This is a genomic window from Pedobacter terrestris (genome assembly GCF_052343045.1).
In the GTDB taxonomy this organism is placed as follows: Bacteria; Bacteroidota; Bacteroidia; order Sphingobacteriales; family Sphingobacteriaceae; genus Pedobacter.
In genome coordinates this window covers 1,987,202-2,001,226 of sequence record NZ_CP180264.1, presented here as the reverse complement: position 1 = coordinate 2,001,226, position 14,025 = coordinate 1,987,202, and the positions used below count along the sequence as shown (strand labels likewise).

Here is a 14,025-nt window from a genome sequence, read left to right as displayed (position 1 = left end):
CAAAGGCTATGCCAAAAGGCCTTAATTGTATACATTAAAGGTGTTTTTGTGTCAGAATATGCTCAGATTTACGATTTTATTTTTTTAAGAACTATTTCCAATATACGTTGTTTTAACTCCCTTGTACTTACCGCTGCATCCAGCCAGTTAATGTGTACGCCGTCTTTTTCCATCTTCCTAAAAAAGGTATTCTGCCGTTTGGCATATTGGCAAATTGCCGTGCCTAAATGCAAACTCAATTCGTCAAGCGTCAATTCTCCAAGTACGTATTTTGAAATAAACTTGTATTCTAACCCATAAAAACTCAGCATTTCATGCGTAAGCCCGTTGGCAAGTAAATGTTCTACTTCTTCAATCATTCCGTTCTGCAACCGATCTTTCAACCGAAGCTGAATTCTGGAACGCGTGGCCTCCACTTCAGATTTTAATCCGAAAACTACAGGCTTAATTAAAGGACGTTCAATTTCTGGTAATGGATTGTGTTTTAGATAACGTGCAATTTCCAATGCGCGTACCAAGCGTTTGTGAGAGGCTACATCTACATGCTTGATTTGTTCTTCAGGATATTCTGCAAGCTTTTTCACCAATTCTGACTTCGGCAATAGCTCAATTTTTTCGCGGTAAACGGCATCGACAGGTACAGATGTAAACTTTTGATTTTGTAGAATACTATTGATGTACATACCTGTACCTCCACAAAGAATCGGGAATTTATTTTTTTGCCGGATTGTGGCAAATGCCTGATAAAAATCGGTTTTAAAAGCATCGACGTGGTAACGGGCGCCCGCCGGCAGAATATCGATCAAATGATGCGGGATGGATTTACCTCCGAGATTGTATTCGTTTAAATCTTTACCGGTGCCAATATCCATTCCTTTGAAAATTTGCCTGCTATCGGCACTTATAATTTCACTGCCCAGCGCGTGCGCAATCTCTACGGCAAGTTTAGTTTTTCCGGAAGCCGTTGCACCAAGGATAATGAGCAGATTTGTTTCTTGCATATCAGTATCTCAAAATAAATTTTAAACTCCCGGTATTAAAGACGGAAATCTCACTTGGCGTATTGTCTTTAATCAGGCTTCGCTCCCATTCAGCATTGAGCTGAAAGATCTGGGATTCGAGTTTTCCTTCCAATGTAAAACCCAATCTGGCATATGACGCCCCAGCAGACCAATCGCAGTCTGCATAAGACATAATATCATTTGGATGATAAACATACTTAAAATGTGCAAGAAGTTTGCTTAATCCACCAGTTACAGAAAATCCGGATTTTATCGCAAAGCGAATCAATTCTGCAGATGTATAATTCGGCGAATGTTTCATTTTTCGCAAAGCCGAAAAAGTGGCCACGCCAACAAGTTCTTCCTGTAAAAACAATCCAAATTTATATCTGCTGCTTACCGGGCCCTGCAAATGATGTTTATCTAGAAAAAGATCTGCTGTTGGTTTATCTATTCTGGCAACTTTGGTTTTACGGCCGTGTAAACGTGTATTAAAACCAAGTAAAGATTGTATCCTGGCAATTACCTGCGCTCTTTTGGTTGCCCAAACATCTTCCCATAAATGTATCAGATTGATTTTGTGATCTTGATACTGATATTGCAAATTTTGGAGTTGAGTAGCTGTGAACGAATTTTGAACGGATATTAAATTCAAAACCAACATGTTGTTTTCAAATACGATTAGTGTAAATGCGTTTGCGTGATGGATATCGGAAGAAACCGGCAATTCCGCGCAAGCAGATTTTACCTCATCTTTCCAAAAAGAAAACACTTGCTGATGGGTAACTGATCCCGAAGAAAAATATTGCGGTAAACCTTGCATTCACCGCAAATTTAATCATATATTATACTAAATCCACTCCTTTTCTTTAAAGTGGGTATGAATTATTTCGATTAGCATTTTGATTTCTTTAGCTTGTGTATCGTCCAAATCTTGTAAAAGATAACCTTTTTTATGTTCACCGAAATCGGCTAAATTATCTGAATTTGGTTCAAAATCCTCTGTATTTAATTTTACTTCTACAGCATCGCCATTAATGTAAATTCCTGCAAAAAAACGTTCTGTAATTTTTTCCTGGTCGGTATCTATATTTTTTTCGCTGTAAAGATCGTAGCCAGATTCTGAATTCTCATGAACGGTGTAACCTTGGGATGCATATGGTTGAGTAGTTGCTCTGATGGTTTGGAAAATTTCTACAAGATCTGTTTTCATATCGGTATTTATAGGGTTTACGATTAAACACATCTTGCAGAATTTTGTTTAATCCAACCACCATTTAACTTTCGGATATGTTGTTTTCAGTTTTACTGTTTCGCCAAGCATTGGTGTTGTAATTTCGACAGATTTGTCTTCAGCAGCTTCAGACACTCTTTTAATTGGCTCATCCCAAGGATGCATTGCTAAACTAAATTTCCCCCAATGTACGGGCATCAATACATCTGCTTTCAAATCAATAGCAGCTTGTACAGTTTGTTCAGGAAACATATGAATAAATGGCCAGTATTCGTTGTATTGGCCACACTCTAAAATTGCGAGGTCAAATGGACCATGTTTCAAACCGATTTCTTTAAAATGCGCATCGTAGCCAGAATCTCCGCCGATAAACAATTTCGCATCTCCGCTTTTTAATGCAAACGCTGACCAAAGGGTCTGGTTTCTTTTAAATTTCCGGCCAGTAAAATGCCTTGCCGGCAAAGCTGTAAGTTTTAACCCATTTAAAACTTCAATTTCGTCATGCCAGCAAAGTTCTTTAATTTTTTGAGACGCAATTCCCCAACGTTCAAGATGCGCGCCTACGCCCAAAGAAGTAACAATATTAGGCACATTTGGCGCAATTTGTAAAATACTTTGATAATCGAGATGATCATAATGATCGTGTGTAATTAACAAGACATCAATATCTTTAAAATCTTTTGCATGTACAAAGTCTGTCCCAGGAAAAGCTTTACTTCCAATGAAAGAAAACGGCGATGGTGTTTTACTAAAAATCGGATCGACCAATATTCTGTATCCATTGATCTTAATCAAATAGGAAGAATGCCCAAACCAGATAATTTCAGTTGCAGATAAACCGGGTTTTGAATCTAAATCCGGCACAAGAGTTTTAAGTGAATGTTGCGGTATTCGAGCCGGATCTCTATTGGTTAAAAATTCTTTCAAAATAGTAAAAAAACTTACGCCTTCTGGTTGCATAGGTGTAAGCGACAAATTTTGTAATGCACCTTTGCTGTAGTTGGATAAATGTTGTATTTTATCTAATCTGAAACCGCGTGGCAATCTGCCGAAAACGGGAAGGTTGGTTACTGCTAAAAAGACGATTATCAGCGCAATCAATATATAAATAACGATCATAAAAAGTTTTGAGGTGCCAATTTAGCAAAAGGTTTCTACAAGAACACGATTGACTAAGGCTTTTAAATGTATCAGACTAAAACTGACAAAAGACTTAGAATTGCTTTCAAATAACTTGTTCTGATTGATGCAGGCTTGCTGTCCACAAACGTTTAGAAAAACTGATTGCGGCCATTTAGCATGATACCATATACGTACTTGTATGTAATTAAAATGCCTCTGAAAGCAGAGGAATTTAGTGTTAATCATTGGGTAAATGAATCTTTTACAGCCATCTTTGTTTCGGAAGATCACTTATTTCGGATATTATTTTAGAGCGCTAAAGTATCTATATTCAGATTTACAAACAATAAATTGAATTTGGAAAGATTACGCAAACGTTTGACTGAATAACCTATATGTACAATTGAAAAAAATTACTGTAGTTTAGCTTTACGATGGCAACAAAACCAATAACCATTAAGGAAATCGCAAAAATCCTGAACATCTCTCCTTCTAGCGTATCGAGAGGGCTGCACGATCATCCTAGTATAGGTGCTGTAACGCGCGAAAAAATTAAAGAACTGGCGAAATCGCTAAACTATGAACCAAATAATGCTGCTATTTTTTTTCAAAAAGGAAAAACCTATACGATTGGTGTAATTTTGCCGGAACTTTCAGAATACTTTTTCTCTACGGCCATATCCGCGATAGAGGATGAAGCTTTAAAACGAAACTATACGGTTATTTTTGCTCAATCTCATGACGATTATCAGCAAGAAGTGAAACTGGTAGAGAAAATGAAAAACCAAAGAGTTGATGGATTATTGGTTTCAATCAGCAAAGACACCTCACGTTATGACCACTTTGAACGTTTAAGCAATTTTAATATACCTGTTGTTTTTTTCGATCGCATTCCTCCTCTAAAAAATATTCATTACGTTGCCTGCAGTCTGGAAAAAGCCACAATTAAAGCCGTAAACTTTCTTTTGAAGAAAGGCCACCGCACCATCGGAATGATTAATGGCCCTTCCACTCTTTTTGCGAGTGAGGAACGTAAAGACGGTTACATGCAGGCGGTTACCTTTAACCGGTTAAAATTTGATCCTTCGTTGGTTATCAATTGTGATCTTACTGAAAAAAGTACAATTGAAGCCGCCATTAAATTTATCCAACACAAAAGAAAACCCACAGCTATTGTTGTTTTTAACGATTATGTGGCTTTGTTTCTGATCAAATATTTTAAAAAAATTAATGCAACTAAAGATTTTGACGTGGTCAGTTACGCCAACTTACCTATTATCAGTTATCTCGATCATCCTCCAGTTGCATCCGTAGAGCAATATCCTTATTTACAGGGACAAAAAGCGGCAAACATTTTGCTTGATTTAATAAACAGCCCCAATGCAGAAACGCAAGCTTTTTACAATACCGTTGTAGAATCTGATCTTATTGTGAACGAGGAACTTTCTTAAAAAATCAAACGTTTGCGCTGATTTTATTCAGTTTGTTAAGTTTTCCGGGTAAGGTTTTGTATTTTCTTTTAAATGCGGTAATAAAATGCTGGGCATTTTTATAGCCCACCAAATAAGCTACTTCATTAACCGCTTTATTTTGTTCGGCTAAATAGTTGTAGGCAGCTTTCATACGCAAATCGTACAAATATCTAAAAACCGTTTCGCCGGTTAACTCTTTAAATCCTTTTTTAAGCTTAAAATCATTAATCCCAACTTTTCTGGAAAGCTCCATCAAAGAAATTGGTTTTTGCAAATCGGTTCCCACCAACTTTCGCGCATGTTTAATTTTCTCCATATCTTCTTCTTTCAATGAAAAGGAGGATTTTATGGTAAGCGGCTTTAAATGTGCGATGAGCAAATCCAAAAGCCGGGCCTCTATAAACATCTTCCTAAGTCTTCCATCCAACTCCCAATGGTAAAGTGTTCTGATAATCATCAGAATTTCTGGTGAGATTTGTGTTCCGTAGACAGAAAATGATTTTAAATCAAAGTCAGAGCCGGTCAGTTTATGGTAATAAGAAGCACTCAGCTGGATAAAAAGAAGTGTTGCATTCGGATTTGATACGCTAACCTTGAGCATTTTGCTCTCCCCCGTAAAAATATATTTTTGAACTCCATTTCCGCCTGAAAAAGGAATATTTGCCTTTGCGGTATCTTCAACAGCATATACCCAGGCAATTGACGATGCTGATGGCTCAAACTGTATATCCAAAATCGAGTTTGTAGACAAACTGATCTTGCAGAGCTGAAAATGCTGATTCCTCTCATTTCTTATTTTGAAACTTCCGTACGCATTATCAAGTCGTACAGCTTGATCACTCAAACTGTCTGAATCGCTCTGGCCTGGATTGGCATGTTGTATATAAAATTGAATGGCAGCGTTTGTATCTGCTATCGTAATGTTCATAAATTTTAATCCTTTTAACGGCATTAATTATCCGTACAGCGTTATCTAAATGCTCTTAATATCTACAAATTTGCATTAATTATTTATAATTAGTCTAAATAAATTGAAAAATCTGCCAGGGGTTTATGTAATATTTGGTTCGATTGGTGTTGCGAAGGAAGATTTCCGCGATACTGTTAAAACAAAATGCTTTACGATTTACGGCTATGGGTATTGGTGAATCAATAACACGCGGAAAGCCAGGTATAGAATACAAATTAATTAAAAAGGATAGTCGATAGATTTGCCTTTAGTTTAAAAAAATATGTTTTGTTAGTTGGATAAATGCTCTCCGCGATGGGGAGCTTTATCTTTTTAGGGATTTTTAGAGGAGGCTGCAGGAACTGCAAAAAATTCATTTTTAAAAATTAGAACAAACAAAAAGGGTTTCGACAATATCGAAACCCTGTTTGTTTTAATCGCTAAATATTATTTTCCAGCGTTTTTCTTATCAGTTACTTCTGCACGAATCTCTTGTGCTAAAACTTTAAGATCTTGCATAGCTTTACGTACGCGAGTACCAGCAGCTGCGTTGCCAGCATTATAAAACTTTTCTACGTCTGCCTCAATAGCAGCAACTGCAGCTTTAACTTGTGAGAATTTTTCCATCGCTAATTGATGTTTTTAAGGTTAAAAATATTATTTCTTCAATTATACATATTTAGGTCGAATTAACAAGAGAATGCCAAGTTTTATTTAAAATAAGTTTTACACATTTCAACAGCCTAAAAATGCCGCTGGAAGGCATTTAGACAAACATTTTGCATTTTATGTATGTCAATCCAGTCATTATTTTAGCTGGTTTGAGAGCTTAATGAGATTGTTGAAGGTCTCATTTGCAGAATGAATACAGGCCTGATAATCTGCTTCAGTTACGTTGCTGTTTAGCACACTTACGAAAGTTTTCCACTTTGCGCCTATCTCAGCGCCGTAAACACCGTAATAATTCAAACCTGCTTCTTTACCATCAAAATTCGGGTTTTCTAAAAGATGTTTCTTAATCACATTTCCACCTAAAGTTGCACCTTCAAGCACATACAGTGCGCCGAGTATTTCTGCTGTGCTTTGACCAGGCACAAATAAATCGAAATTGAGTTGTGGTAACGCTTTGGCATCAATCTCCCAATAATGAAGATCTTCTTCCAAATGACTGATTTTTACTCTGCTCTTCATATCCAGTGCTAGTGCAACTCCCGGATCAAGCATTTTAATCAGCTTACCTTCCAGTTCTTTATGAATGATATAGTTTACCGTAAGCAATTTTTTATATTCATCAGTGCTTAAGGTTTTGTTCATGATTTGATTCACAAACATTAGGTTCTCTAGCGATTGATGTTGTCCAGCGGTTTCTGTTCTCAATAAATTGGCAATCATATTCTGTATATTCTATTATAGTGTATAAAACAAAAAAGATTTGTGCATTTTGCTCAAATCTTTTTTATGTTTCGTAATGTTAATTTAATCTCAAGTGTTGGTTAAACCAGAAATCGTGGACGGAGTGTACGCACTTAACCAGATTATCGTAACCATCCGGCTTGGTTAAATATGCATTTGCGCCAAACTCAATTGATGCTTTAACATCGTCCGGATTATCTGATGTGGAAAAAAGAATTACAGGTATGGTTTTAAGATAAGGAATATCGCGGATGAATTTCAGCAAATCCAAACCAGAGAGACCCGGCAAATTCAAATCCAGTAAAATTAGTTTTGGCTTGGTTTTACTTTCTGCAAACCTCTGTAAACGCAAAAGTGCTTCTGCCCCATCTTCAACTATTGTTAAATTTAAAGTTTCTTTGACTTCTTGTATGGCAGTTTGCATAAAAAATGCATAGTCCATGTCATCTTCCACGTAAAAAATATCTGGTGTTATCATTTTATCTATTCTTAAAAGCAACGTAAAAAACCGATCCTGAGTTCAGTTTACTTTCAAACCAAATGCGACCATCGTGGCGCTCAACAATTCGCTTAACAATCGCTAATCCAACGCCGGTGCCTTCGATATTTTTAACATTGTCCATCCGTTTAAACAATTCAAAGACCCGGTCGTAATAACGATTATCAATTCCTATACCATTATCCTTAATTGTATAAATGATTTCATTTGCGTCTTGCTCTCCGTTGATCTCTATTATTGGATTTTCATTACCCGATGAGTATTTAACAGCATTGCTAATCAAATTGGAAAAAACCTGACCTACCATCGTTTTATCGCCTTTTATGGCAGGTAAATTACCTATCAACAATTTTGAATTTTCAGCTTTAAAGGCCGACCAGATTTCTGCAGAAATCTCTTTGATCAGCATTTCCATATCAACCATTTCGAAATTAATTTCATCGCGGCCAACACGTGCCAGGTTCAAAATCTCTCTGATCAGGAAATTCATTTTATCTGCACCGTTCAGTATTCTATCCAGCATTTTGCGGCCATTCTCATCGATGCTTTTATTCTTCAACATCAATTCTGCGTAGGTTTTGATCGATGTTAAAGGTGTGCGCAAATCGTGAGAAATGGTATAACTAAAGGTGTCAAGCTCTTCGTAAGCAGATTGAAGCCGCTCATTCAACAAGCGTATTTCAGTTGCTTTTTTATTGATGTCTGTAATGATGATTTCGCGAACACGTAAAACAGACTCCAACTCTTCAGCTGACCATTTTGAAGATGTATTGCCTACTTCTTCCGTCCATATTTCGAAAGACTTTCTTGGAGATAGGCTCAACAACCCATTGTCTGCACGTGTTGATGGTTTTTCCGGATTTCCGGCCCAATTCACTGTAGCAATCTGTTCAGGTTTAAACCAAATAAACATTTCACCAAGTTCTTTACTTATGGTACAAGAAAGTATGCCGGAAGCGAGTGTTTTGTATTTTTTTGCCGGACTAAAAATTTCTGGAAGCCTGTGCGTATAGTAAACAGACTCATCTGTTGATGTTTTAAGCCAATCAGCAAGTGCCCAAATTTCTTCTTCGTTAGGCACAACGCCCAAAGTGGTTAGTTTATTTTCAAAAATAATTGCTACTCCTTTGCCATGTGTAACATCCAGTAACGTTTTGGTATGGCCTGTAAGGGCGTCAACTAAATATTTATCTCGCGCCAGGTGCTCTGCTATTACCGCTGCAGTTTCTGTAAACTGCGCAATAATTTCCTGATCTTCTTCATCTTGGCGATACTCCAGTGCAGAAGAAAGAATCTGTCCGATAAGTTTTGAACCTTCTCTTGCTTTATAATCAATAAATTTTGGACTATAGTTGTGGCAGGCAATCAATCCCCACAATTCGCCGTGTGAGATCAGCGAAATACTGAAGCTGGAAAACACGCCCATATTTTTCAGATATTGAATGTGTATCGGAGAAACCGCGCGTAAACTTCCATTGGTTAGATCTAGTGTTTGGTCCTCATGTACAGTAATTATCGGTGAATCTTGCGTGTTTACATCGGCAATAAGTCTGGTTAAGTTCAGCTTGTACATTTCACGTGCCTGTTTCGGAATATCAGACGCCGGATAATGCAATCCAAAAAAGGATTCCAGTTCATTTTCTTTCTCTTCTGCAACTACTTCGCCATGGCCGTCTTCCAAAAATTTATAAACCATTACTCTATCGTAATTGATTAGTTTTTTCACCTCTATTGCCGCACTTTTAAGCAATGCAGAAACATTTTTGCCTTTCAGCATTGCTGATGCAGACCGGCCTATAGAACTTTGAATATCATACTGCAAGGTTACTGGCTCAAACTCTAATAACCAGGTTTCTGAAGATGCAGAAATAATCAGGTAAAATGGCTTACCATCAATCTCTATCGGATGTGGCGTAATGGCATCGAAACTTTTTCTGATGAGGCCGAGATTAAGTAAATCCTCGAGATCAAAACCGGGATCTCGCTGTTTAACATATGCATTTAAGCTGGAAAGCCGCTGCTCCAGAAAAGATTTTGCAGGTTGACCTAGATAGCTAATTACGTTTTCACTAATGTAGCGAATCGTAAAATCTGTCTTTCCAACTGCAATAAGAAAACCGTGCGACTGAACTTTTCCAGGAATGTGGATGGGCTCTATATCGCAATTGGTCAAATCAACAGAAAATTTATTCATATATGGATATAACTTCACAAAAGTATTAGAAATAACGAAAAATCAAAGGCAACAGATTTATATAAAACACATTTTGATAATTTGATCTTTACATATAACTTTTGTCTTATATTTGCGTCGAAAAATTTAGTTCAAGAAAGACGTTGGCGAAAAAAAACATTCTGGTTGTTGAGGATAACCATGCAATTTTAGATGTTATTACTCTTATTTTAGAAAGCGAGGCATTCAATGTTGCTGGTCGTAATAATGGTTTCGATTTTATTGAATACGTTGGCACATTTAATCCAGATGTGATCATTATGGATATAATGCTACCGGATGTAGACGGAAGAACATTATTAAAAAGTCTTAAAGAAAATGCAGCGACTTCAGGAATCCCGGTTTTAATGATTTCTGCCCGTTACAACAGTACCAATTATGCCATTGATGGCGTTCTTGCAGATGATTTTATGGCAAAACCATTCGACATCGACCAGTTGATGGATAAAATCTATGCTTTATTAAAAACTGTTTGAGCTGTCATTACAGGTCGTTCAACTTCACTGGTTTTTAAGTCTGCCAGTTCTCTGTCAAAGCAAGTTCCGTATTGATCAAGCCGTGTGCTTTAATACAGATATTAAGCATCACTTTAATTCCACTTTCTTTCAGTACTGAAATACAAACCTATTTGTCTGCCAGATTTTAATTTGATTTGAATTTTTCTAAAGTTTTATTGAAAACGTCGATCATTTTATCATAACCAATCCTGTAGGTAGGATCCATTCGATTTCAAGTCTGCGTGTACCTACCTGCTTACATTCAATATGATAACTTTTTATAGTATGCCGTTGGTTGTTAAAAAGGCTTTTGTCGTCGAAAATTTTCTCATAATAAAAAATCTGTATAATTACTAAGGCACCGTCATATCCTTGTGGGGCAAAATGTTATATTCAATGAAAATATTCTCAAAATTAAAAGAGGTATCCTATTGCATTTTCATTTAACCTTATAGAAAATCGATGCCTTAATCTGTTAGGGTTTTGTATGTTTCTCTGGCGCATCTTTAGTTACGCTAACTTTCTGAGCATCTTTTGCAGAAACGGTTTTATCATTCGCACCTTTTGCTTTTGCATTGCCGGGAGAAGTAGCCTTGCTGCTTTCTGCCGCAGTTTTTGAGTTTTTCATAATTTCTTTAATTTTCAGTTAACCATTGTTTTGCTTCTTTAAGTTCATCCGGACTGAAACCTTTAGACGTTCCGGGTGTAAAAAATTTAAAAACATCTGTAAACCATTCTACACCTTTCTCAGCACTTACCACAGCAATTCTTTCCCAGTTGGTAAAATTCTGTAATCCGGCTTTGGCGTCCTGAATCCAGGCACCGGTGGTGAAATTTTTCACTTCAGTTTCCAGCACCAGCAAATACCTGATTTTTCCAAACCGATCTGAAACTTCCTGTAAACCTGGTAGCAACACCTGTTTCAGGTCGTCTGCATCTACCGTTCCTGTTGCAGTAACGCCAAAAATGTAATCTGGTAAGTCTTTAATTTTTGTTAACATAATAGAGGATGATCTTTTTAACACAACATTCATTTTCTGAAGATGTTTTTTAAAAAAGATTAGGCATAGGGCAAACAGTTACTTTGGACAATCTGTTGTAATGGTTTAAATCTAAAATCAAAACCATGAAAATCAATACATTAAAAGCCTTCGCCTGTTTTTTGTTGGGCTCATTTCTATTTTACGCTTGCACTAACGAAACAAAAACCCGCGATACCGATTCTACAGCAATAGATTCTACAACACAAACCGGATTAAAACCGATTGGCCCGGCGCCGGAATGGGGCAAAACCATAAAACCAGAAATGCAGACTGTAGTAGAAAAATTAGCCAGCTACGGAGATAAAGCGATTGAAACGTTAAGTGCCACAGAAGCGCGTAAAAATCATACAGCGAGTGATGCCGTTGAGGATTTAGCCAAACAAAATCAGGTTAATGTACCTGCACCCATGGTAGACACAACTGGAAAAGAAATATCTGTTGCTGGCGGAAAAGTGTACCTTCGCATTTACCGGCCAAAAAATACAACAGAACCTTTACCCATTATTTTATATTACCATGGCGGCGGTTTCGCATTGGCCAACATACAGGTTTACAATGCATCCGCCCAAGCACTTGCCGAACAGGTTAAAGCAATTGTTATTTCTGTTGCTTACAGACTGGCACCTGAAAACAAATTCCCCACTGCGCATCATGATGCTTTTGCGGCGTATGAATGGGCGGTAAAGAATGCAGTAGAACTGAAAGCGGATCCTGCTAAAATTGCTGTAGTTGGCGAAAGTGCTGGCGGAAACCTCGCCGCAAATGTTTCCATTATGGCGAGAGATAAACATATAATGATACCAGTTCATCAAGTATTAATCTATCCAATTGCACAAGGGAATATGGATACAGAATCGTATAAACTTTACCAGGATGCAAAACCTTTGAACAAACCAATGATGGAATGGTTTATGCAACAATACCTAAATACGCCATTAGAAATGCAAGATCCAAAAATAGCGCTGGTTAACGCCGAGCTAAAAGGATTGCCTTCTACAACGATTATAACCGCAGAAATTGATCCGCTGAATAGCGATGGTGTACTTCTTGCAAACAAACTTGCTGAAGCTGGCGTAAAAGTAAACAGCCGAAATTACGAAGGTGTAACGCACGAATTTTATGGTATGGCTTTGTTGGTTCCTGAAGCTAAACAAGCCCAACAATATGTTGCCGATCATTTAAAAGAGGCATTCAAATAATACAAAAAACCCCGCATGTTTAATTTGCATGCGGGGTTATCTTGATTTAAGCTTGGACTATTTCCTCAGCAAAAACCAAACGATTAATCCGATAATTACCGCTACGGGTAAAACCCATTTGAGCGCCTGCCCGCCACCGTTCTCATCTTTCTCATTTACTGCTGGCTCTGCCGGACCCGGACTTTCTTTGTGTGATTCATAATCTTTTTCTATCGGTTTTGGAGCTTCTCCACTACCGTCATTTTTCGGATCTACATTTTCCATATGCATTGTCTTTTAGCTATACCCTGCCAATTTTTTCATTAAACACAAGAAACAGCAGGGCCAGATTTTTATTCATTTAGTTTCCGTAAGTAGAACACACGATAAAATAAAATGTTTTAATCCTAAGCCTTATCTTTGCTGCACGTGTACAACAATTCTTCTAAATACAGTCAACTTATTAAAGCCGAAGCTAAACGACTTGGATTTATGGCTTGTGGCATTTCCAAAGCAACTTTTTTAGAAGAGGAAGCACCACGCTTGGAAAATTGGTTACTTAAAAACCACCACGGCGAGATGAAGTACATGGAGAATTATTTTGACAAAAGATTAGATCCCCGATTATTGGTAGATGATGCCAAATCTGTAATTTCACTTTCGCTGAACTATTTTACTGAGGAAAAGCAGAAGGATCCCAAGGCTCCAAAAATTTCTAAATATGCCTACGGACAAGATTACCATACCGTAATTAAAGAAAAATTAAAGGAATTGCTTTTTTTTATCGAACAGGAAATTGGTGCAGTTTCCGGTCGGGCTTTTGTAGACTCTGCGCCCGTGCTTGATCGCGCCTGGGCAAAAAAATCGGGTATTGGATGGATTGGAAAGAACTCCAACCTCATTAGCAAACAAAATGGATCTTTCTTCTTTCTGGCAGAGCTAATTATCGATTTAGAACTGGATTACGACAATCCTTTCCAAACCGATCATTGTGGCACCTGCACACGCTGCCTTGATGCCTGCCCAACTGATGCGATTATTGCGCCACAAGTAGTAGATGGCACTAAATGCATTTCTTACCTCACTATTGAGTTAAAAAATGAAATTCCAAATCAGTTTAAAGATAAAATGGACAATTGGATGTTCGGTTGCGATATTTGCCAGGATGTTTGTCCGTGGAACCGTTTTTCAAAAGTACATGAAGAAGATGCGTTTAAACCGGATAGTGGCTTGCTGGAATTGGATGCGAATGCGCTTACAGAAATTACCGACGAAGTTTTTAAAAAAATATTCAAGGGATCTGCTGTAAAAAGAACAAAACTTACAGGCTTAAAGCGAAATATAGAATTTCTAAAAGAGAGAAACCTGTAGATTTCTCCCTTTC

General features: G+C 37.4%; 16 protein-coding genes. 4 read left to right on the top strand and 12 right to left on the bottom strand.

The window, feature by feature from the left end:
• Positions 1-68: 68 nt before the first annotated feature.
• Genes miaA through ACJVDH_RS08625 form a run of 4 tightly spaced genes read right to left on the bottom strand, consistent with a single transcriptional unit; the run spans position 69 to position 3,354 of the window.
• Positions 69-1,001 (bottom strand): tRNA (adenosine(37)-N6)-dimethylallyltransferase MiaA, encoded by a 933-nt coding sequence (miaA, locus tag ACJVDH_RS08640; RefSeq protein WP_443947162.1) that lies wholly within the window; start codon positions 999-1,001, stop codon positions 69-71.
• A gap of 1 nt (position 1,002) precedes the next feature.
• The gene (locus ACJVDH_RS08635) at positions 1,003-1,824 is read right to left on the bottom strand and encodes a hypothetical protein (RefSeq protein ID WP_443947161.1); all 822 of its coding nucleotides are present in this window, start codon (positions 1,822-1,824) and stop codon (positions 1,003-1,005) included.
• A gap of 27 nt (positions 1,825-1,851) precedes the next feature.
• Positions 1,852-2,214, bottom strand: a complete 363-nt coding sequence (locus ACJVDH_RS08630; RefSeq protein WP_443947160.1) for a hypothetical protein — start codon at positions 2,212-2,214, stop codon at positions 1,852-1,854.
• Positions 2,215-2,262: 48 nt separating this feature from the next.
• Positions 2,263-3,354: an MBL fold metallo-hydrolase gene (locus ACJVDH_RS08625; RefSeq protein WP_443947159.1), complete on the bottom strand. Its 1,092-nt coding sequence runs from the start codon at positions 3,352-3,354 to the stop codon at positions 2,263-2,265.
• A gap of 437 nt (positions 3,355-3,791) precedes the next feature.
• On the opposite strand from ACJVDH_RS08625, the gene ACJVDH_RS08620 reads away from it, so the two are divergent.
• Complete coding sequence (locus ACJVDH_RS08620; RefSeq protein ID WP_443947158.1) at positions 3,792-4,808, top strand: LacI family DNA-binding transcriptional regulator; 1,017 nt, start codon at positions 3,792-3,794, stop codon at positions 4,806-4,808.
• Positions 4,809-4,812: 4 nt separating this feature from the next.
• Here the strand turns inward: ACJVDH_RS08620 and ACJVDH_RS08615 are convergent, their stop codons facing one another.
• From ACJVDH_RS08615 to ACJVDH_RS08595, 5 genes are all read right to left on the bottom strand, one after another.
• Complete coding sequence (locus ACJVDH_RS08615) at positions 4,813-5,757, bottom strand: helix-turn-helix transcriptional regulator (protein ID WP_443947157.1); 945 nt, start codon at positions 5,755-5,757, stop codon at positions 4,813-4,815.
• 468 nt (positions 5,758-6,225) lie between these two features.
• The gene (locus ACJVDH_RS08610; protein WP_443947156.1) at positions 6,226-6,405 is read right to left on the bottom strand and encodes a histone H1; all 180 of its coding nucleotides are present in this window, start codon (positions 6,403-6,405) and stop codon (positions 6,226-6,228) included.
• 180 nt (positions 6,406-6,585) lie between these two features.
• The gene (locus ACJVDH_RS08605) at positions 6,586-7,170 is read right to left on the bottom strand and encodes a biliverdin-producing heme oxygenase (RefSeq protein ID WP_443947155.1); all 585 of its coding nucleotides are present in this window, start codon (positions 7,168-7,170) and stop codon (positions 6,586-6,588) included.
• 79 nt (positions 7,171-7,249) lie between these two features.
• On the bottom strand, positions 7,250-7,669 hold the full coding sequence (locus ACJVDH_RS08600) for a response regulator (RefSeq protein ID WP_443947154.1): 420 nt from the start codon (positions 7,667-7,669) through the stop codon (positions 7,250-7,252).
• Position 7,670: 1 nt separating this feature from the next.
• A complete protein-coding gene (locus ACJVDH_RS08595) occupies positions 7,671-9,884 on the bottom strand; it encodes an ATP-binding protein (protein ID WP_443947153.1) in 2,214 nt (737 codons plus the stop codon).
• A gap of 143 nt (positions 9,885-10,027) precedes the next feature.
• On the opposite strand from ACJVDH_RS08595, the gene ACJVDH_RS08590 reads away from it, so the two are divergent.
• The gene (locus tag ACJVDH_RS08590) at positions 10,028-10,399 is read left to right on the top strand and encodes a response regulator transcription factor (protein ID WP_443947152.1); all 372 of its coding nucleotides are present in this window, start codon (positions 10,028-10,030) and stop codon (positions 10,397-10,399) included.
• Positions 10,400-10,895: 496 nt separating this feature from the next.
• On the opposite strand, the gene ACJVDH_RS08585 is transcribed toward ACJVDH_RS08590, so the two are convergent.
• Complete coding sequence (locus tag ACJVDH_RS08585; protein WP_443947151.1) at positions 10,896-11,048, bottom strand: hypothetical protein; 153 nt, start codon at positions 11,046-11,048, stop codon at positions 10,896-10,898.
• 7 nt (positions 11,049-11,055) lie between these two features.
• The gene (locus ACJVDH_RS08580; protein WP_443947150.1) at positions 11,056-11,421 is read right to left on the bottom strand and encodes an STAS/SEC14 domain-containing protein; all 366 of its coding nucleotides are present in this window, start codon (positions 11,419-11,421) and stop codon (positions 11,056-11,058) included.
• Between the two features lie 125 nt (positions 11,422-11,546).
• Here ACJVDH_RS08580 and ACJVDH_RS08575 point away from each other — a divergent pair, with 125 nt between their 5' ends.
• Positions 11,547-12,662, top strand: coding sequence for an alpha/beta hydrolase fold domain-containing protein (locus ACJVDH_RS08575; protein ID WP_443947149.1), 1,116 nt, complete (start codon positions 11,547-11,549; stop codon positions 12,660-12,662).
• 57 nt (positions 12,663-12,719) lie between these two features.
• On the opposite strand, the gene ACJVDH_RS08570 is transcribed toward ACJVDH_RS08575, so the two are convergent.
• Positions 12,720-12,926, bottom strand: a complete 207-nt coding sequence (locus ACJVDH_RS08570) for a hypothetical protein (protein ID WP_443947148.1) — start codon at positions 12,924-12,926, stop codon at positions 12,720-12,722.
• A gap of 144 nt (positions 12,927-13,070) precedes the next feature.
• Between ACJVDH_RS08570 and queG the strand changes: the two genes are divergently transcribed.
• Positions 13,071-14,012, top strand: a complete 942-nt coding sequence (queG, locus tag ACJVDH_RS08565) for a tRNA epoxyqueuosine(34) reductase QueG (protein WP_443947147.1) — start codon at positions 13,071-13,073, stop codon at positions 14,010-14,012.
• The last annotated feature ends 13 nt before the right edge of the window (positions 14,013-14,025 follow it).